The following is a 19,827-nucleotide window of genomic DNA, read 5'->3' on the forward strand; positions in this document are numbered from 1 at the left end:
TATGTCTTGACTCCGATTAGTCTCCATGCCATAATGTACACGTGTACATTAATTGAGACAGACAGGATGAACAGACTTTTGACTAACCGCAAGGAAGTGGCTAAGCTTGCCGGCGTTTCGGAAGCGACGGTGTCCAGAGTGCTTAACGGAATAGGCCCGATGAAGGAATCGACCCGCGTTCGCGTCTTGGAAGCGGCCAAACGGTTGAACTACGAACTGAACGCCGTCGCATCCAGCTTCGCTCGAGGAAGGAGCGGAAATCTGGGAGTCGTGCTGCCCCACGTGCCGAAGGTTCATCTCTTCTCGACTTATTATTTCTCGGAGCTGTTAAGCGGAATCGGGGAAGCCGTTCGATCGAGGGGTTACGGATTGCTTCTGCTGTTCCGCGATCCGTCCAGCGTTTACGACTATGCATCCTTATACCGCACGCAACGGGTCGATGCCTGCATCGTGCTCGGAGCGAACGCGGCGGAATCGGAGTCCGAAGGAATCGATCGGTTAGCGGCGGAGAAATTGCCGTTCTGCGTGATGGACCAGAGATTCGATAATCCGCTCGTGAGCATCGTCGCCGCGGATCATGTGCAGGGCAGTTACGACGCGGTTAAGCATTTGATCGGCAAGGGCTGCCGGAATATCGGATTTCTGAACGGCTCTCCGCAATACTCCAATAGCTGGGACCGGATGACCGGTTACCGCCAAGCGTTGGAGGAAGCGGGTATCCGAGTGGACGATTCGATCGTTTACGAAGGGAATTACAGCAGGACGAGCGGCATTAACGTTGCCGAAGCCGTCTATCGGGATCTTGGGAAACTGGATGCCATCTTCGTGGGTAACGATCGCATGGCCATCGGGCTTATGCAAGGTTTGAGAGAGAAGGGCTGCCGGCTGCCGGAGGATCTCAAGGTCGTCGCGTACGACGATTCGGATTCGGCCAGTCTCACCGAACCGCCGCTTACGACGGTTAAAGTGCCTTTCTACGAGATGGGCAAGCTAGCCGCGGAACGGCTGCTGACCTTGCTGGCGGACAAAGACAACGCGGAGCCGGTTATCAACGAGATTTTGCAAACGGAGCTTAAAGTCAGAAAATCTAGCGGAATCTAAGCCGAATGGGGAAAACAAGATGAGAAAAGCGCTAATCGTATGGGGCGGATGGGACGGACACCAGCCTAAGGAGGTCGCTGAAATTTTTCGCGGCCAGCTGGTAGAAGAAGGCTTCGAAGTCGAAGTATCCGATACGCTGGAAGCTTTCGCGGACGGAGAGAAGCTGAAGGGTCTCGATCTGATCGTTCCGGTATGGACGATGGACCGCATCGAGCAAGATTGGGTCAACAACGTGTCCGCGGCGGTTCAGAGCGGCGTTGGATTGGCGGGCTGCCATGGCGGGATGTGCGACGCGTTCCGCGCGAACACGGATTGGCAATTCATGACCGGCGGGCAATGGGTCGCTCATCCGGGCAACGACGGCACGGAATACACCGTCAACATCAAATACAATTCCAGCCCCCTAGTCGAAGGAATCGAGGATTTCACCGTATCGTCGGAGCAGTACTACCTGCATGTCGATCCGGCCAACGAAGTGTTGGCGACGACTAGATTTCCGTTAGCTCCCGGACCGCATTCCCCGAACAAAACGGTCGATATGCCCGTCGTTTGGACGAAGCGTTGGGGACATGGTCGCGTATATTACAATTCCCTTGGTCATCAAGCGAATATCATGGAAATTCCCGTCGTCAAGGAACTGATGCGCAGAGGATTCAATTGGTGCGCGGAAGGCAAGGCGCAGGCTCCAACAGAGACCGATGCAGGAACGTACACGGGCATGGCGGACAACCAACTCTAACTGGCGAGAAGAGGATCATTTCATGGAGAAAATCAAAGTCGGCATCATCGGAACAGGTAATATCAGCGGCATTTATTTTCAGAACGGCAAAAGGTTCGAGTCGATGGAAGTCGTCGCGTGCGCGGATATAGACGTCGAGCGCGCGAAAGCAAAAGCGGCCGAGCATGGCATTCGCGGTTACTCGGTCGAGGAACTGCTTGCCGATCCGGAAATTCAGATGGTTATCAACCTTACGATTCCTCAGGCGCATGCGCCTGTCATGCTGCAGGCGCTTGAAGCCGGCAAGCACGTTTTCGTGGAGAAACCTTTCACGGTGACTCGCGAGGAAGGCTTGCAGGTTCTCGAGTTGGCTAAGCGCAAAGGCTTGCTCGTCGGAAGCGCCCCGGACACCTTCCTCGGAGGCGGAATTCAAACGTCCGTCAAGCTCGTGGAAGACGGCTGGATCGGCACGCCGATCGGAGCGACCGCCTTCATGGTATGTGGTGGGCACGAATCATGGCATCCGGCTCCCGAGTTCTACTACCACAAGGGCGGCGGCCCTATGTTCGATATGGGACCTTATTACTTAACGGCTTTGATTGCTTTGCTCGGACCGATCTCGCGGGTAACGGGCTCGGCCCGCATTTCCTTTCCGGAGCGGACGATTACGAGTCAACCGAAGTTCGGCCAGAAGGTGACGGTGGAGACGCCTACCCATATCGCGGGTATTATGGACTTCGCGTCCGGACCGATCGGCACGATCCTTACGAGTTTCGACGTCAGAGGCAACTCGCTTCTTCCCCGCATCGAGGTGTACGGAAGCGAAGGAACGCTTATCGTACCGGATCCTAACGGATTCGGAGGGCCGGTTCGCGTCTGGCGCGCGGGAGCGAAGGAATGGTCGGAAATTCCGTTGACGCACGGCAAAGCCGAGAATGCGCGCGGAGTCGGCGCAGCCGATATGGCGAGGGCGATCCAAACCGGACGCAAGCACCGTGCCAACGGAGAGATGGCTTATCACGTGTTGGAGGCGATGCACGGTTTCCATGATGCTTCCGAGCAAGGCTCGCATTACGTCATGAAGAGTACGTGCGAGCAGCCGGCTCCTATGCCTCTCGGCTTGGCGGATTTCAGCTTGGACGATTGATTCGCACTTATCCCCTAATAGTTATAACCCCTTCGTTATGGAGGGGTTATATTGTGTTCGGAGTCCTCCGATTTGGCGACAGGGGAGCCGAATTGCATATTTGTTGTTGATTAACAGAGAGAAATCCCGCACACTATTGTGGAGTTGCATGGACTAGGAATGGGGTAGAGATGGCGCATCATGAACAATAAATGGATTTATTACTTCGGTCTCATTCTAGTAGCGGCGATATGGGGGGCGAATTTCGGCGTTTCGCGTTCCGCCATGGAGACGTTCGATCCGATTTTATTCTCTTTTCTGAGATTCGGCCTCGCGGTACCGTTCTTCTTCCTTATTCTGAAAATAAAAGAAGGCAGCATCGGCCTTCCGTGGAAGGTCATGCTTCAACTCGCTTTAATCGGTCTGGTCGGCGTAACGGGATTAGAGATCGCGGTCATGTATTCGATCAAATACACGACGCTCGCCAATGCATCGTTGCTTAACGTCGCGCCTTGGCCGATATTCGCCGCATTGTTTGCTCCTCTTTTCGTCAAAGAGAAGTTTACGAGAAGATTGGCCGTCGGCGGAGCCGGAGCGATCGTAGGCGTTACGTTTATTATACTTGGCGGTGCGGAAGGCTTTAACCTCTCTTCCGACCATATGACCGGCAATCTGTTGGCATTCGGCATCAGCATCGTCGGCGCGTTATTCAACCTCTCTTGCATGCCGTTGATGAAACGGTATTCGTCCCTGCGCGTCAGTACATGGTTTATTTTCTTCGGGGCGTTGTTCATGGCTCCCCTTACGACCGGGAGCTGGGGCAAAGTCGATTGGAGCGGATTAGCGGCTAGCCACTATACCGCTATCGTCTATAACGTACTCGTGTGCACGGTGTTCGCGTTCGTGGTCTGGAATACGAGCATGTTCAAGATCGGCGCGGCGCGGGCCAACTTCTTCCGCTACGTCGTGCCTGCCGCCGCCGTCGTCGCGGGTCTCGTTTTCTTCGACGAAAGCATTACGCTATGGCAAATCGTCGGTACCGTCTGCATGGGAGCGGGATTGGTCTGGATCAGCACGGAGAAAAAGGAACCGATTCCTTCCCCGGCACCGGCGTTGTAGTCAAGGTATCGGATTTGTAGTCAGGATTCGCGTTGGAAAGGAAGTGTCGGGGAGGGGAGGTGAGTATCGGTGGCCGCTTCTCTATTCCCTTTTTCCGGATCGCTTTCTCCTGGCTCTTTCGTCGCTATCCCCTTCGATCAGGAAAGGATTTCGTAGTCCTAACCAGCCTGTTTAAATACTCCGAACGATCACAACCCCCGTGCTGCTTAGCTAAAATAACTAAATCCCCCGAACGAACGCCACAGGCTGGAGTTTGATTAAAGCTAACCACGGCCCTTCAACGAATGCAGAAACCTCCTGCAATTCGGTTAATCTCAACTACAGCCTAACCAAGTCGAGCTAACTCCGTCCACCGCAGCCACAGGGGACCGAATTAGTAACGAAATCGAGCTAACTACGTCCACCGCAGCCACAATGGATCGAATTAGTAACGAAATCGAGCTAACTACACCCGCCGCAGCCACTTCGGACCGAATTAGTAACGAAATCGAGCTAACTCCGCCCTTTGCTCTCAACTGTTCAGTACTTCGCCTGGAGAAAAAGCGCGCCTGGCGGTGTATTACCTCAAATTAGCTCCGGACAGGGAAATAAGAGAGCATAGCGGAGCAAATACTAGTTTGGTTAAAATCTGCTATTTAGTGGGATACCCACGGTATTGAATCAAGATAAGTAGAATGATAATCATCACTATTCAAGCGAATGAGCCATTTTGGAGTCAAATTAGGATGAAGAACATCACTATGGATCGAATTTTTGCAAGAAGTATAGCAAAGTTAGAACAATAGTAATGAAAACCATCATTATCCATCTTGCAACTCGAGGTTGCTTCATAAGTACATTGAAACACATCGCTATTGGAAAGTATGGACCACGAAGAATCGTTCTGAACGAAGGGGATACCGAGAAAAGCGGTGCATTTGTGATACCGTGGACAGATCCTGCATTTAAGTACTTATTTTACAACTAGGAATAGTGTGTATTATAAGCATTTTAGCGGAGCCGTCCGTGGCTGTCGTAAGTAAAAACGCCATTAAGAACGGAACCGCGGACGTGGCTAACCAATACCTTCGTTATTTGTATACGAAAGAAGGACAGCGGCTCGTGGGCAAGCACTTCTACCGTCCGAACGATCCTGCCGTTCTTAAAGAGTTCGAGAAGCAATTTCCGAAGCTCGAGCTCGTTACGATCCGCGATTTCGGCGGGTGGGCGGCCGCGCAGAAGAAGCATTTCGCGGACAACGCAATATTCGATCAGATTTATAATCCGTAAGCAGCCATTTCATCCACCTCGCCCCCAGAGCGCTTCGGCCCCGTCCGAAGCGCTTGTCTGTATTCCGAAGGGGATTGTCCTTTCCACTTCCGGAATTTCTTCGAGAAGTAGAGGGCATCGGCAAAGCCTACGGACGAGGAGACCTGGTCAATAGTCATCGAGGTAGAGAGCAAGTACTCCGCCCGATCCATACGAATCTTCAATAAATATTGCATAGGGGACAAACCCGTCGATTGTTTAAAAAGCTTGCACAAGTGCGTTCTGTGGTAGCCAAGCATGTTCGACATTTGTTCAATGGAGATGGCTTGGGTGTATTGCAGAGAAAGAATCTGAACGGCTTGCTTGATAATGTGCTCCGCCGCGTTATCGCGATCGGGTTCGGATACTTCGAGCTGGCGCTTTAAGGCTCCGAATTGATGAAGCAATAGCCGAATCCAACCGCAAGCCTCGAGGTTGGAGAGCTCAAGCACGTAATCCGATTGAAAACAATCGTGCAGCTGGCGGTAGTAGTCGGCGATTTTCGGATGAATGCAGCCGGAAATGATCGGTTGCTCGGGAGTGATGCCTAAAGAGGTCAATAAATCAGCCGCCGAATTCCCTACAAAAGCCGTCCAAATATAATGCCAAGGCTGCCGCTCGTCTGCTTGGTAGGAAAATAGCTCCCCCGGAAAAATAACGAAAGTGTCGCCTTTCGCGCATTCGTAAGTTTTACCGCGAATGATGAACCTTCCGAATCCCGATAACACGGTATGGATGAGATAATAGTCATGTATAGCGGGTCCCATCTGATGAAGCGGTTGGGTTTGGGCTTCTCCGCTGAATAACACGGAGAGCTCGCCTTCGGCAGGAGATGGATTTACGCCTACCGTGTAACGCATGTGCTGAGTATCCATATCGTCTCTCGCCTACCTTTCCATCGTCTATTTCCACTTTAACAAACAAACGACAAATGTCCATATAAATGCTCGAACATTCCATACTCATATGTTTGCGCTTGCATTACATTGAGTAAAGGAGTTCACTTTATTCTTCGGAGGTCGTTACTTTGTCTAAAATCACTTTTCTTGGTGCGGGAAGCACGATATTCGCCAAAAACGTATTAGGAGACGTCATGCTGACGCCGGCTTTGCAAGGTTATGAAATCGCGATTTTCGATATCGATCCCGTTCGGTTGAAAGATTCCGAGAACCTGTTGAATAACATCAAAAAGACATCCGGAAGCACATGCGTCATCAAGTCTTTCTCGGATCGCAAGGAAGCGCTTCGCGGCGCGAAATTCGTAGTTAACGCCATTCAAGTCGGAGGTTACGATCCTTGTACGATAACGGACTTCGAAATTCCGAAAAAATACAACCTGAGACAAACGATCGCGGATACCGTAGGCATTGGCGGTATTTTCCGAAATCTGCGCACGATACCGGTCATGCTCGACTTCGCGGCCGATATTCGCGAGGTGTGTCCGGACGCGTTATTCCTGAACTACACGAACCCGATGGCCGTTCTGACCAATGTCATGAACACTTACGGCGGCGTAAATACGGTAGGCTTATGCCACAGCGTGCAAGGGTGCATGCCGGATTTGTTCCGACATCTGGACATGAGCACGGAAGGCGTGAAAGCGAAGATAGCCGGCATTAACCACATGGCATGGCTGCTCGAGATCACGAAGGACGGAGAAGATCTGTATCCGGAAGTCAAGAAACGCGCGGCGGCTAAGCAGAACGAGAAGCATAACGATATGGTACGCTTCGAGATGATGCTGAAATTCGGCTACTACATCACCGAATCCTCCGAGCATAACGCCGAGTACCATCCATACTTCATCAAGCGGAATTATCCGGAGCTGATCGAACGCTTCAACATTCCGCTCGACGAGTATCCGCGCCGTTGCATCGACCAGATCGCCAATTGGAATAAGATGCGCGAAGAGCTCCTTAACGACTCTAATTTCGAGCACAAGCGATCGCATGAATATGCTTCGTACATCTTCGAAGCGATTGAAACGGACGTTCCGTTCAAAATCGGCGGAAACGTCATGAACACGGGCGGATTAATCGCTAACCTGCCCCGCGAGGCATGCGTCGAAGTTCCTTGCTTGGTCGACCGGTCCGGAGTTAATCCGACTTATGTCGGTAACCTTCCTCCGCAGCTGGCTGCTCTTAATCGTACGAATATCAACACGCAATTGCTGACGATCGAAGCTGCAATTACGGGTAAACGGGAGCACATCTATCACGCCGCGATGCTCGATCCGCATACGGCGGCCGAGCTGTCGATGGACGACATTATCGCAATGTGCGACGATCTGATCGAAGCGCATGGCGATTGGCTGCCGAAATTTTCTGTGGTATAGTACGATTACGATTGCTTAACTAAAGAAGAAATTCCGCGATGTCTGCCTATACGGCAGCGCGAAGCGGGAGAGGTTCGCGAACTCCCTCTATAAAAAACTAAGGAAAACGAACGCTTTTTCTTACCGATCCTGGCTGCGGCGCATTGCCGCGGCTTGGGTCGTAAGGCAGGCGCCGTTTTTTTCATGTTCTTTAGCGACATTGGGCTTGTTCACGCTAATCTCTTTCTTCTTCATACGAGGAGGAAGATTCATATGCGTTCGAAAGAAAACATGGAAGACGTTACTTTGCTAGGAAACCAAGGCACGAAGTACGTGTTCGAGTATGACCCGGGAGTGCTGGAGACGTTCGATAACCTTCATCCGGGCAGGGACTATTTCGTAAAATTCAATTGTCCCGAATTCACCAGCCTCTGTCCCATGACGGGACAGCCGGACTTCGCGACGCTGTATATTTCCTACATTCCGGATGCGCGGATGGTGGAAAGCAAATCACTGAAGCTGTATCTTTTCAGCTTTCGCAACCATGGAGACTTCCACGAGGATTGCATGAATATCATCATGAACGATCTCATCGCTCTAATGAATCCCCGATATATCGAAGTATGGGGGAAATTCACCCCTCGCGGCGGTATCTCCATCGATCCCTATTGCAATTGGGGACAGCCGGGGACGAAGTTCGAGCAGATGGCCGATCATCGCCTAATGAATCATGACCTTTACCCGGAGAAAGTAGATAATCGATAGTCGGCTGCTGCCAGCGGGAACCTATTCATAGCGTCGAAAAGGCTGCCCGTGGGCAGCCTTTTGCGTTTCGATGGATTACCGATAGGACGCCACAGCACAGCTAAGCTATTCGCGATTACAAGGAATATTCGCGCTCCACCTTGCAAATTCGCACTTTATAGCTTTCGTACCAGTCTTGTTTGCCTTTCTCCTGGGCAACCTGATGAGCCTCGTTCTTTTTCCAGTCGCGGATCGCCTCAAGGCTTTCCCAATACGAAACGGTGATGCCAGTACCTGAAGAATCCCTCACGCTTTCCACGCTAATGAAGCCGGGCTGTTTGGAGGCGAGCTCCGCCATTCTATCGGCCATGCGACCATAACCGTTATCGCCCTCCGTCCGCAGACTGGTGAAGATAACAGCATAATACGAACCGCTTGTCGCTTCATTCGCCATTCACATCAAGCTCCTCTCAGCTCCTCGAGCCTTCCCGATAGCTATAAATGTATAAGAAGCTTCTCTCCCCCGTCAATTAAATAATGCCTAAAAAATAATAAAGCCGTTCCGATAATCGCATTTATGTCGCGACCACCGGAACGGCTTTTCCCGTTCTATTGTTTCGGAATCTGCTTTCGTTACTGAGCCTTCGGTTTATCGAAGGCGTGCACCTTAGTCCAGTTCTTGCCGCCATCGGAAGAGACGTACATGACCGACGGCTCGACATTGTCGGTGTTTATCCACCACACGTGATCCGCATCGGCCGCGGCGATCAGTTGCTCTCCGTAGCCGGGGAATTCCGCCGGAAGATTGGTCCACGTCTTGCCGTAGTCGACCGTTTTTCCCATTGTATTAGGGAGGTCGCAAGCGCTGCATCTTCCGCCCATGAACGCCGTTTGCGAATCTACGACGTATAGTGTGCCTGGTCCTGACCCGTTATTGCGCGGTACCCCGGTCTCGTTCGAGTTTTCGTATCCCGGCGCCGGTCCGGAGCCCGCTTGATGGTTCGCCAATACGGGGATCCACGATTTGCCTCCATCTACGGTATGGAACAACGAGTAGGAGGTTTGCGACATGCCTGAATCGCCTATCAATTGTACCCATGCGTCGTTCTTGCCCGCCGACCGGATAACGGTGCCGGTAACGGGGACCGCCGATTTTCTGGTCAAGACGGTATCCCAGGTTTTGCCGGCGTCCGCCGTGTGATTAATATAGAGTTCTTGCTTATCCACGTTCTGGGTAACGGCCCAACCGTTGCCGAGGTCGTGGAAGTAAGCTTCGCCGACCAGTCCGGTCGGTACCGGAAGCGTTGACCAGGTCTTGCCGCCGTCTTCCGTACGCGCATTTCCGACGAAGCCCTCCTTCGAAGTGCCGAAGTGAAGGAATCCGGGGTTAGGTACTTCTCCTATCTCCGCCCAGCTTTTGCCGCCGTCCATCGTATGGACGAGCTTGAATGTCGTCGTGGCATCAGCGGCTCCAAGCGTAGCCCATACCTCCCGATCGTTAAGAGCAAATAATTGCTTAACGATATACTTATGTTGGAGTTGGAGCTTCCAGGTTTTTCCTCCGTCATTCGTTCTAGAAATCCATCCCTCGCCGCCAGCCCAGCCCGTCTTGAAGTCGGCTAATCTAAGGGCTGTTACCTTGCCCATGGAAACCGGATAGTCGGAAGAGCCAACTGAGATCGAGGACGTATCATCCCCAGTATCCGTATTCGCGCTCGCCGCGCTTTCCGAAGCTTCTTCGCTGTCGGGGCTTTCAGGTTCACCCGTAGTCATGGCAGGCAGATCGGAAGAATGCGCGCCAGCGTTAACGGTTGAAGTAGCCGAATTCCCGGTATTCGAGCAGCCGACAATCAGCGCCATGATTAACGCGGTAATCAGGAGAAATGCGGTTTTTCTCGTTGGTGTCATGAAGATCCACTCCTTCTCGTATACGGATTAGACGATTCCCTGACGTTGTCGGTTCAGTGCGAGTAACTCGCGACTGAAGGATTCGGGAAAAGCATCGCCTATCTATATTACCCAATTTGTCCGAAGGAGCTTCATTATTGGCAACAGACCTCAGGTTGGCGGAGTCGATCAAACGGACAATAGCCGTTGAATATGTTGCGCGATTAGCTTGCCGTGATGGCGTCCGCTTTCAATGAAGATTTCGTTCGCCTGCCTGCCTGCGGCGATGACGCCCGCGATGAATAGGCCGGGTACGTTCGTCTCCATCGTCTCCGGGTCGAAATCGGGAATCGTGGATTCCGCATCGACCTTAGCCCCCGCATCCGTTAGCAGCGTACGTTCCGGCCTGAAACCGGTCAGCGCGAGCACGAAGTCGTTGTCTAGGGAATAAGACGGGCTTTGCGGTGCGTCGGCAGATTGTATCGTTACGCTACGTTCATCGATGCGAACGACTCGCGAAGAGAACAGCATGCGAATTTTTCCTTTGGCCACCATGCTCTCGAAAAGCGGTTTAACCCATGGCTTGATGCTAGAGGAATAGTCTTGACCGCGATATACGACGGTGACTTCCGCTCCGACGCGAAGGAGCTCCATCGCGGCATCCACCGCCGAATTGTTGCCTCCTATGATCGTTACCTTCGTACCGGTATAGGGATGGGCTTCGCGGAAAAAATGGCTGACCTTCGATAGTTCCTCGCCTGGAATGCCGAGTAGATTCGGATGGTCGAAGTATCCCGTAGCCACGATTACGAACCGCGATGCATAGGTTTGAACGACGCCGAAACGGTCGACCGCGTTCACCCGGAACGTTCCGTCCCCTTGCGGGACGATGGAGTTGGCGCTCGCGTAAGATTGAACCCGCAAACCGCGTCGCAAAGTGACGTCCCTATAATATTGAAGGGCTTCCCTGCGCGTCGGCTTCTCGTTCGGCGAGGTGAACGGGATGTCCCCGATCTCCAGTAATTCGGTGGTGCTGAAAAACTGCATGTACGTCGGATAGAGGTAGATGGAGTGGACGACCGCGTTTTTCTCGATCAGCAACGGTTCGATTCCGATCGCTTGAAGCTCAAGAGCCGCGGACAATCCGCAAGGGCCGGCTCCGATGATGATCGCTTCTTCATTAATAACCTGTATATGTTCGTTCATAATCGTTCTCCTAGGATCGGTTAGCTTTTTTTTTGAAAACAAATTGGCAATAATAAAATACGCAATAAACGAATGACGCTTTGATTACTCCGCTTCCGGAATGACGGACAGTACCCACTCGCACCATTCGATGTTCGTTCGGCAGGTCAAGAGCGCTTTATTCAGCAAAATATAAGCTCCGAATAAGGGGGAGCGGTAACCGGGAGTGTCCGACTCGGTTAAGCCTTCGGAAGAGAGTACCGTACGGATCTTCTCTCTGTAACGCTGAAGTTTCGTTTGATAATGCTCCAGTCGGGAGACGAATAGCTTTCGGGAAATAGCGGGATCGACGAACGATACGCAATAGGCTTTCAGCATAAGTTCATCGCGCATGACCGGATCGGAGGCAGGGACGGATAGCCATTCCCTTAAAGAATCGATACCTTTATCTGTAATGGAGTATACCTTCTTATCGGGCTTGTCGCTTTGGGCAATCAATTCGAACGTGACCTGTTCTTCCTTTTCCATGAAAGCCAGAAGGGGATAGATTTGACTATGCTTGGCTGGCCAGAAAGGTTGGATTCTCAGCATGAGATCGTAGCCCGATAACGAATGATGGGAGAGCAAGCTTAGCAACCCGTAGGACAAAGTGTTCATTTCAAACCGTCCCTTCTCTTTATAGCGACTTTTTATATAAACTTTGACATATGGAAAATTCAGTAGTATTATTACTTATCGTAAATCATTATATGTAAAAAGAGACATAATATCAACGAGGATGTGGGACCGGGCTCATGAGTAATACGAGTAATCAACAAGTACGTTTCTGGCCGATTATGGTTGCTATTTTTATCGGGTCTTTTTTATGCGTTCTGGCATCGTCGACGATCAATCTCGCGCTCGAGATTTTGACCGATCATTTCAATACCACGCTGAGCTCGGTCCAATGGACATTAACCGGATTTATGCTTGCCATGGGAACGACGGCTCCGATCGCGGGTTACATGGGCGAGCGGTTCAGTTACCGTAGACTGTACCTGTTCTCGTTGATAGGGTTCACCGCTGCTTCGGCATTATGCGCTGCCGCTTGGAACGAGGACTCGTTAATTATTTTCCGCGTGCTGCAAGGCGCTTTTAGCGGATTGATCATACCGGCTACGATGTCGATCATTTACCAGGTCATTCCTCGGGAAAGGCAAGCGATGGCGATATCCTTCTGGGGGCTGTCGGCTATGCTGGCACCTGCGTTCGGTCCTACGATCAGCGGATGGATTTTGCAAAATTTCGATTGGCAATGGCTGTTCCTAATGAACATTCCGATCGGGCTGCTCGCGATTTTCTTCGTATTCCGCTATATTCCTTATTATCGGCTTAACATCCCCAAGAGCTTTGACGGCTTAGGGTTTATCACTGTCGTATTTAGCAGCTCGTCGTTGCTGTTAGCGCTCGGCCAAGGGCATAACTGGGGCTGGGGATCGTGGAAAATCATCGGTTTGCTGATCTTCGGGTCGCTCATGCTGCTGCTGTTCGTTTGGTGGGAGCTAAGAGTTAAGTCGCCTCTCCTCAATCTGCGGGTATTCAAGAACACAAGGTTCACGCTCAATGTGATTATCGCGAATATTATTACGATCAGCCTTTATTCGGGGACGTTGCTTACTCCGATATTCCTACAAAGGATTCAGAACGTATCCGCGATGGATACGGGCCTTATTCTTCTTCCGGCGTCGTTGGTCATGGCTTTGGCCATGCCTTTCGTTGGAAAATTGTACGGGATCATCGGACCGAGATGGCTGATGTCGTTGGGCATCTCCCTGCTTACGCTCGGAACTTTGACGTTAAGCTGGCTTAGCGTAGACGTGTCCCATGCGTATATCGTCTGGTGGATGATCGTGCGGAACTTGGGCATCGCGCTAGTAGTCATGCCCTCGAGCAATGCGTCGATGGAACAAATCCCTCCCGAGCTGTCCGGTCATGCGTCGTCCATCTCCAACTGGACGCGGAACGTCTTCGGATCGTTCGCGATTGCCATCTTCACGACCATGCTCGCGTCTCGTTCCATTAGTCATGCAAAGGATATGGTAGCGGGGGGCAGCACCGATCAGCTTCACATCGAGATGATGTCTTTCACTATGAGCGTTAACGACGTATACGTCGTGGCAACGATCATCGCGGTCGTAGCATTGCCTCTAAGCTTAATGGTCAGGAAAATCAAACATCCCAAGGCCGCTAAGGAAGAATTGAAATCCGCGTAAAACGATCAAAGTCGTTCCATTGCGAAAAGCCGATCTTGCCGGGGAGATATTCCCGGTGGGATCGGCTTTTGTTGTGTGCTATAATCAAAGACGTTTGCTTCGCAAAGCGAAGCCGCGGTTCGCGAACTCCCGCGTCAACAAAACTAGGAGGAATCATTCATATGTTTAACTTGGGGTGGGGCGCTTTGTTCGTCCTGGTCAACTTTGCGTTGTTCCTGATCTGTTACCGCCTGTTCGGTAAGCAGGGATTGTACGCATGGATCGCCGCGGCGGTCATACTCGCCAATATTCAGGTCGTGAAGACGATCGGAATGTTCGGATTCGTTATGACGCTCGGCAATACGATGTACGGCACGATCTATCTCACGACGGACTTGTTGAACGAGAAGTACGGGGAGAAGGAAGCGAAGAAAGCGGTTTGGTTCGGGTTTTTCTTCCTGTTCATGTCAACGGCTATCATGCAGATGGTGCTCGTCTTCCATGATTTCGATGGCGGAATACCCGCGCAAGCCTCGTTGGAAACGATATTCGGACTTGCGCCGCGAATCGCCTTGGGTAGCTTGGCCGCTTATCTGGTCAGCCAATTCCTCGACGTCAAGCTGTTCAGCAGACTGAAAGTGAAGTTTCCGACTCGAAGCCAGCTCTGGATTCGCAATAACGGCAGCACTGGCGTCAGCCAATTGGTCGATACGCTTATCTTCTGTTCGATCGCGTTCGCCGGAGAATATTCATGGGACGTCTGGTGGGAGATCGCGATTACGACGTACGTGCTTAAGTTCATCATATCGGTCGCCTCGACGCCGGTTATTTATTGGGCAAGGAATTTCAAGTTTTCTCAAGATTAATTCGACGATAATAATCAAGAACCTCGAGGCTGGCAGAGCTAACCTTGAGGTTCTTTTTGTACATCATGAATCAAGAAAAAGTTCCCTTTCAAAGAAAATATGGGGTTTCGACGCAACCGAATCGAGAATGCGCGCATCTTATTCATAGGAGAGGGGGGAGCGGTCTGAATCTCGTAAGCAGGCTTAGAGAGAAAGAGGAAAGCGCGCTGCAAGAGTTAATGGCGCTATACGGCGACGAACTGCTACGAACGGCATATCTGCTCATGCGAGATCGGCAAGCCGCCGAGGAAGCGGTCATGGATACGTTCATACGGGCCTTCGGCAAAATCGATCAGCTCAAAGAGCCGGATAAGCTAAGAAGTTGGCTATTTCGAATCGCCGCCAACCGCTGCCGAATGAAGATGCGGACGTGGAGCTGGAGGAATATCCTCCCTTATGCCGAGGTTGATCCCTCGGGCGGGAAGGATCCAAGCCAAGGTCCGGAAGAGCTTCTGCTAACGGAGTGGCGCAACGAGAGCTTGAGCGAAGCCATCCGCGGACTTGATTATATCTATCGTGAAGTCATAACTTTGTATTATTACGCCGACATGTCGGTTGCGGATATCGCGGACCAGATCCGCGGCAACGAGAATACCGTTAAAGCCAGATTGGCCAGAGGTAGGAACAAGCTTAGAAAAATGCTGGAGGAGGGGGAAGACAATGAAGTCGGAGCAGGAGTCTATTAAAAGATTAATCGACGACGAATTAGCCGAAATGAAATTCGGTCGCCAAGAAGACGTGCTGGAGCGGACTTTCCCCCGCTCTTGGCAGGCCAGACTGAGCGCGTTGTGGAACAGAGAGCTGCGGCTGCCGCTTCTTCCGATCGGGCTAAGCTGCGCGTTATTGATCACGATAACCACAGCTATTCAACTGAAGGATGTACCCGGAGGCCGTTCCGAGGCACCGGTTCCGCTTAATCGGGAGTTAATCGAGGCGGGAGGAAATACGTATTGGTCGGACGAATTCGAGAAGGCGGTGGGCAAAGATGAAAGTAACGGTCAAAGTTAAGCATCTGGTTCTCTTTGCGGTAACTGTCGCGCTCGTCTTAACGTTGCTCCAACTCGTGGTTATCCCCAAGGTTCAGTTGGCTCAGGCGCAACGTCAATTCGAGAACGGAACGGTCGGAGGTAAGGAAAACTTGCTTCATCTCATCGATACGTCATCCGGTGACCGAAAGTGGGCTCTAATCCGGGAAAACATGATCGAAAACGGCTCTGAATCTATCGTATACGGTTATAACGTGTTCATCGGATCCGGATCTACGCAAACGCAAGCCGTCACGACTAAACAGGATGCGTTCGTCTGGAGCGGCGAAGAGAAGCTGCCCCGGCTGGAAGCCTACGTCGCCGGGGCGCCAGCTGACGGATATCTCGTGCGCGCCGCCAAGCAGCTCGCCCTTATCTATCGAACGAAAGGGCAATGGCAGGAAGCGCGGACGGCGTTGGAACTCGCGGAAGGCAGGCTTCAACCGGGAAGCGAGAGCAACAAAACCGCGCTGGCGTTCGAACGTGCAGTCTTGCTTAAGGATGAGGGAAAGAGCCAATCGTCCGAGCGGCTTCTGCAAGAGTTAATCGAGAATCGGAATCCCGAAGATTCCTACATGAATACGAAGATCGCGCGTTTGCTCGCGCAAATCTGGATCGAAAAGGGAGATATTAAGTCTGCCCATGAGCGGATAAGCCAAGAGCTAGCCACGTTTAGGGAGCAGCTTAAGAAGGATAAAGAGGCTTTCCCTGAGATGGGTGACTTCACCTCCGAAGACGAAGAGATTCTAACATCGATGGAGGCTGTCTTAAGCAAGGCTTTAAGCAAAGGGAACGTATCGCCTTCGATTGTCTCGGGGGAAGTAAAAAGAAACGACGGTACCCCGATGGTCGGCGTCGCCGTCTACTTGCGGGAGAGCGGCGCGATCTATCATAGCGTAATAGAAGGCGAGCCTTATCAAACGGTAACGGATGACGAAGGCCGATATCGTTTCGAAGGGGTACTGCCTGAGAGCTACCAGCTGTACCTCGGTCTAACGTACGATCAAATCGACGGGTGGACATGGCCGGTGATGTACGACGATTGGATCGACATCAGAGGCGGCGAGAAGATCGTTAAGGATGTTATGTTACAGCCGCTAATCGACGTGTTGACTCCGATAAATCAGAAGGTAATCGATACCTCCGCGATCCGATTCGAATGGACTCCTGTCGAAGATGCGGCCTACTATAGATTATACGGAAATATTACGATAGAGAACGGTTCGTACGGGACTTTAATCCGTGATGGAGTAGAGGAATCATTCCTCGATATCCCAGTAGATTCCCTATACGCCCATACTCAAGGAATCGCCTACAAAATGGTCGGGGACAAATCGGTCGTCGATCCGATTTCCTTGCTCGGCTTCGCGAATCCGGACAGCAGGTATTCTTGGTACGTGGAAGCGTACGACGCGCAGAACAAACTGATCACGCGTAGCAATGGTTACCGACTTAACGAGAAATCGATCAAGGGGTTGCCTTTCTTTTATCTGAAGGCAAGAACCTTGAACGATGCGGATCGGCTTCTGCTCGACGATCGGTTTGAAGAAGCGCTTATCGCCTATAAGAATTCTTATCGGGCTGATGATAAGGATAGTTATTCGTTGAAGATGATAATTAATATTTATGAAGCACAGGCATCCATGGCTAACAAGAAGAGCTACGATTCTGTTGCGATACCCTATATGGAGCGGCTTGCTTTAATAGACCCGACCAGTAACACCCTCTTTAAGCTTTTCGACTTTTATGATGTTCGTAAGGATTGGCAACAGGTGAATAAATATTACGCGCTTATCGAGAAGTCGGGCAACGGGAAGGTCGAGCCCTACGTGGAATCCAGGTATGCTTCCTCTCTAATGAATCAAGGGAGATTGCCGGAATCGCTGGAGCATTTCGAGAATGCGATGGAGAACGACCCTTCTCATCGTTTCGTCGGCAATTTCTTAGCGACGGGGCTTAGACTGTCCGGCGACTTCGCATCCGCGGCAATAAGTGCATCCCGGTATATGGAGCATTCGCCTTACGACAAGGATACACCCGATTGGAGCGAGCTTATCAAGGCAATGGCGAATGAGGCGAAGAGTACTCATGAGAGGTATGTACAAGCGCTGAACCAGGCACTAGACCTCTACTTCAGAGGTGAACAAAGCCTAATAGACGATTGGCTGGCTAGTGCAAACAAACCGGCGATAAAAGCGTTCGTTAAAGCTTTGACTGAAGTGAAATAAAATGAAGAGGTTTTCGCGAGTATGAAGTCATTTGCGGAAGCCTCTTCGTCAAAGGATAACCATGGATTCCTTGACTTCAAAGGAAGACGCTTCTACACTTGATACTCACAGGCTTTATTTTTTTACATCTTGCTCATCTCGGGATTTATCGCATCGGAGGGAACGTCTTGGCTTCAATCGCAAGCTCGAAAACAACGGCTTCAAATCCGGGCACCAAAACCGTGCTGCCCGTGCTCTTAGCCATTAGCTTGGTACATATGTTGAACGATTCCATGCAGGCGGTCGTACCGGCGCTGTATACGATTCTCGAGGAGTCGTTGGACCTATCGTTGGTCCAGGTCGGCTGGATCGGCTTCATGCTGAATATGACTTCATCCGTGATGCAACCGGTCGTCGGAGCCTACTCGGATAAGCGCTCGAGACCGGGCATGCTGCCAATCGGGATGGGGTTAAGTCTAATCGGGATGGTAGGCATCGCGTTCGCTCCGCAGTTCTGGTATTTGCTGATTGCGGTCGTATTTATCGGACTCGGATCGGCGATCTTCCATCCCGAGGGCTCGAGGGTCGTGTACTTCGCGGCGGGAGGAAAGCGCGGATTCGCCCAGTCGGTCTACCAAGTAGGCGGTAACGCGGGAAGCTCGCTGGCTCCGCTCATGACCGTGTTCATCTTCGTTCCCTTCGGACAATTCGGAGCCATCTGGGGAACGCTGTTCGCGGGATTCGCCATCGCGATTCTCTTCGGGTTACTGCCATGGTACAGACGCAAGCTCGCGGAGTGGGAGGAGTCGCGCAAGTCGTCGGCCACGGGAAAAGCAGGATCGACGCTTGTCGAAAAGATGAGTCATCCTCGCGTGAAGTTCGCGATGGGAATGCTCGTGTTCCTCGTATTCGCCCGTTCTTGGTATCACGCAGGGATTAGCAGCTTTTATCAGTTTTACTTGAAGGATCATTACGGATTATCGACTCAGCAGGCGCAGATTCCGGTGTTCTTGTTTCTGGCGGCCGGCGTACTCGGAACGTATTTCGGAGGCGTGCTCGCCGATCGGATCGGACTTAAGAACATGATTGTCTTCTCGATAGCGGGGGCGGCTCCGATTGCGCTTATTCTTCCGCATCTGCCGTTGTTCTGGGTGTATCCGGTCATCGCCGTGCTGGGCTTCGTCGTCTTATCGGGGTTCTCGGTGAGCGTCGTTTACGCGCAGTTCCTCATGCCGGCCAACGTGGGAATGGCCTCCGGCCTCACGACGGGCCTGGCCTTCGGAATGGGCGCCATCGGAGGAGTTGCGCTTGGTAAAGCGGCAGACGTGTTCGGGTTGGCGGATGTTATGCTGTTCTGCAGCTTCCTGCCGTTAGTCGGGTTATTCGCGCTATTGCTCCCATCCGATCGTGTAAAGAAAGCGGCTTAGTTAGCGTAGGCTTTTTGAACTTGAGCTTTTGTTGAACGACGAAAACCCTGTCAGGCACTCCTGACGGGGTTTTCGCTTGTGGGACAGTAGATTTCGCGAAATATTACCGCGTGACGTCCATTGGAGAGGTAACTTTTGCGTGATGCTACATGCATTTCTGCTCGACTTCAAACCTGTCGTTGCGAATCGTTAGTTTAGATCTGCCGGACAGGGACTCCGTATATCCGCAGACGACCACGTTGCGGGTATCCCCCTTGGAATCGATATATTCGAGATACACGGCTCCTTCTCCGGTTAGCGGGAGATCCGGTCTGATCGAACCGTGATCTCCGGAGTCGATTTTTTTGTCGAGCAGCTGCTTGGAATCCGTAGATACGAGGCCGGCCTTTACGATGACGATATCTTTATCCGATTCATTGTGAACCGTGACGGTGAAACCGCCGACGGGATATATCTCGACTATAGTCTTAACGAATTGGAAGAACAAAAATATAAGAGCCAGGAGCAGCGCGACGACCAAAGGATAACGCAGCCGGGACATTTCCATAACT

Annotated in this window: 19 protein-coding genes and 1 riboswitch; of the genes, 13 read left to right on the forward strand and 6 right to left on the reverse strand. The window is 51.7% G+C overall.

Going from position 1 to position 19,827, the window contains the following annotated elements:
- Positions 1 to 78 precede the first annotated feature (78 nt).
- The 5 genes from DFP95_RS05960 (at position 79) to DFP95_RS05980 (ending at position 5,333) form a co-directional block, all read left to right on the forward strand.
- A complete protein-coding gene (locus DFP95_RS05960) occupies positions 79 to 1,101 on the forward strand; it encodes a LacI family DNA-binding transcriptional regulator (protein WP_245987386.1) in 1,023 nt (340 codons plus the stop codon).
- A gap of 19 nt (positions 1,102 to 1,120) precedes the next feature.
- Positions 1,121 to 1,840, forward strand: coding sequence for a ThuA domain-containing protein (locus DFP95_RS05965; RefSeq protein ID WP_115991657.1), 720 nt, complete (start codon positions 1,121 to 1,123; stop codon positions 1,838 to 1,840).
- Between the two features lie 22 nt (positions 1,841 to 1,862).
- On the forward strand, positions 1,863 to 2,966 hold the full coding sequence (locus DFP95_RS05970; RefSeq protein ID WP_115991658.1) for a Gfo/Idh/MocA family protein: 1,104 nt from the start codon (positions 1,863 to 1,865) through the stop codon (positions 2,964 to 2,966).
- Between the two features lie 180 nt (positions 2,967 to 3,146).
- A complete protein-coding gene (locus DFP95_RS05975; protein WP_115991659.1) occupies positions 3,147 to 4,064 on the forward strand; it encodes a DMT family transporter in 918 nt (305 codons plus the stop codon).
- A gap of 1,005 nt (positions 4,065 to 5,069) precedes the next feature.
- On the forward strand, positions 5,070 to 5,333 hold the full coding sequence (locus DFP95_RS05980; RefSeq protein ID WP_115991660.1) for a hypothetical protein: 264 nt from the start codon (positions 5,070 to 5,072) through the stop codon (positions 5,331 to 5,333).
- Here DFP95_RS05980 and DFP95_RS05985 read toward each other — a convergent pair.
- A complete protein-coding gene (locus tag DFP95_RS05985) occupies positions 5,321 to 6,226 on the reverse strand; it encodes an AraC family transcriptional regulator (RefSeq protein ID WP_115991661.1) in 906 nt (301 codons plus the stop codon). The two genes, DFP95_RS05980 and DFP95_RS05985, sit on opposite strands and share 13 nt — an antisense overlap.
- Positions 6,227 to 6,378: 152 nt before the next feature.
- On the opposite strand from DFP95_RS05985, the gene melA reads away from it, so the two are divergent.
- Together melA and queF are read left to right on the forward strand one after the other, a co-directional pair.
- Positions 6,379 to 7,686 (forward strand): alpha-glucosidase/alpha-galactosidase, encoded by a 1,308-nt coding sequence (gene melA / locus DFP95_RS05990; RefSeq protein WP_115991662.1) that lies wholly within the window; start codon positions 6,379 to 6,381, stop codon positions 7,684 to 7,686.
- Positions 7,687 to 7,749: 63 nt separating this feature from the next.
- Positions 7,750 to 7,793, forward strand: a riboswitch (PreQ1 riboswitch).
- Positions 7,794 to 7,938: 145 nt separating this feature from the next.
- Positions 7,939 to 8,430, forward strand: coding sequence for a preQ(1) synthase (gene queF / locus DFP95_RS05995; RefSeq protein ID WP_115991663.1), 492 nt, complete (start codon positions 7,939 to 7,941; stop codon positions 8,428 to 8,430).
- A gap of 115 nt (positions 8,431 to 8,545) precedes the next feature.
- Here the strand turns inward: queF and DFP95_RS06000 are convergent, their stop codons facing one another.
- The 4 genes from DFP95_RS06000 to DFP95_RS06015 all read right to left on the reverse strand — a co-directional run bounded on the left by DFP95_RS06000 (position 8,546) and on the right by DFP95_RS06015 (position 12,138).
- Entirely contained in the window at positions 8,546 to 8,863 is a 318-nt protein-coding gene (locus DFP95_RS06000; RefSeq protein WP_115991664.1) for an antibiotic biosynthesis monooxygenase family protein, read from the reverse strand.
- A 179-nt stretch (positions 8,864 to 9,042) separates the two neighbouring features.
- Positions 9,043 to 10,317, reverse strand: coding sequence for a WD40/YVTN/BNR-like repeat-containing protein (locus DFP95_RS06005; protein WP_115991665.1), 1,275 nt, complete (start codon positions 10,315 to 10,317; stop codon positions 9,043 to 9,045).
- Between the two features lie 168 nt (positions 10,318 to 10,485).
- Positions 10,486 to 11,502 (reverse strand): YpdA family putative bacillithiol disulfide reductase, encoded by a 1,017-nt coding sequence (locus tag DFP95_RS06010; protein WP_115991666.1) that lies wholly within the window; start codon positions 11,500 to 11,502, stop codon positions 10,486 to 10,488.
- Between the two features lie 84 nt (positions 11,503 to 11,586).
- Positions 11,587 to 12,138, reverse strand: a complete 552-nt coding sequence (locus tag DFP95_RS06015) for a PadR family transcriptional regulator (RefSeq protein WP_115991667.1) — start codon at positions 12,136 to 12,138, stop codon at positions 11,587 to 11,589.
- A 137-nt stretch (positions 12,139 to 12,275) separates the two neighbouring features.
- Between DFP95_RS06015 and DFP95_RS06020 the strand changes: the two genes are divergently transcribed.
- The 6 genes from DFP95_RS06020 to DFP95_RS06045 all read left to right on the forward strand — a co-directional run bounded on the left by DFP95_RS06020 (position 12,276) and on the right by DFP95_RS06045 (position 19,276).
- The gene (locus DFP95_RS06020; protein WP_115991668.1) at positions 12,276 to 13,733 is read left to right on the forward strand and encodes a DHA2 family efflux MFS transporter permease subunit; all 1,458 of its coding nucleotides are present in this window, start codon (positions 12,276 to 12,278) and stop codon (positions 13,731 to 13,733) included.
- Positions 13,734 to 13,894: 161 nt separating this feature from the next.
- Entirely contained in the window at positions 13,895 to 14,578 is a 684-nt protein-coding gene (locus DFP95_RS06025) for a queuosine precursor transporter (protein ID WP_115991669.1), read from the forward strand.
- 65 nt (positions 14,579 to 14,643) lie between these two features.
- On the forward strand, positions 14,644 to 15,303 hold the full coding sequence (locus tag DFP95_RS06030; RefSeq protein WP_342768187.1) for a sigma-70 family RNA polymerase sigma factor: 660 nt from the start codon (positions 14,644 to 14,646) through the stop codon (positions 15,301 to 15,303).
- Positions 15,278 to 15,625: a hypothetical protein gene (locus DFP95_RS06035; protein ID WP_115991670.1), complete on the forward strand. Its 348-nt coding sequence runs from the start codon at positions 15,278 to 15,280 to the stop codon at positions 15,623 to 15,625. The genes DFP95_RS06030 and DFP95_RS06035 overlap by 26 nt, the downstream gene beginning before the upstream one ends.
- Positions 15,603 to 17,870 (forward strand): carboxypeptidase-like regulatory domain-containing protein, encoded by a 2,268-nt coding sequence (locus DFP95_RS06040; protein WP_115991671.1) that lies wholly within the window; start codon positions 15,603 to 15,605, stop codon positions 17,868 to 17,870. The genes DFP95_RS06035 and DFP95_RS06040 overlap by 23 nt, the downstream gene beginning before the upstream one ends.
- A gap of 176 nt (positions 17,871 to 18,046) precedes the next feature.
- Positions 18,047 to 19,276, forward strand: coding sequence for an MFS transporter (locus tag DFP95_RS06045; RefSeq protein WP_425453251.1), 1,230 nt, complete (start codon positions 18,047 to 18,049; stop codon positions 19,274 to 19,276).
- 145 nt (positions 19,277 to 19,421) lie between these two features.
- On the opposite strand, the gene DFP95_RS06050 is transcribed toward DFP95_RS06045, so the two are convergent.
- Positions 19,422 to 19,823, reverse strand: coding sequence for a hypothetical protein (locus DFP95_RS06050; protein WP_115991672.1), 402 nt, complete (start codon positions 19,821 to 19,823; stop codon positions 19,422 to 19,424).
- Between the last annotated feature and the right edge of the window lie 4 nt (positions 19,824 to 19,827).

The organism is Cohnella lupini (assembly GCF_003386205.1).
Classification (GTDB): domain Bacteria; phylum Bacillota; class Bacilli; order Paenibacillales; family Paenibacillaceae; genus Cohnella; species Cohnella lupini.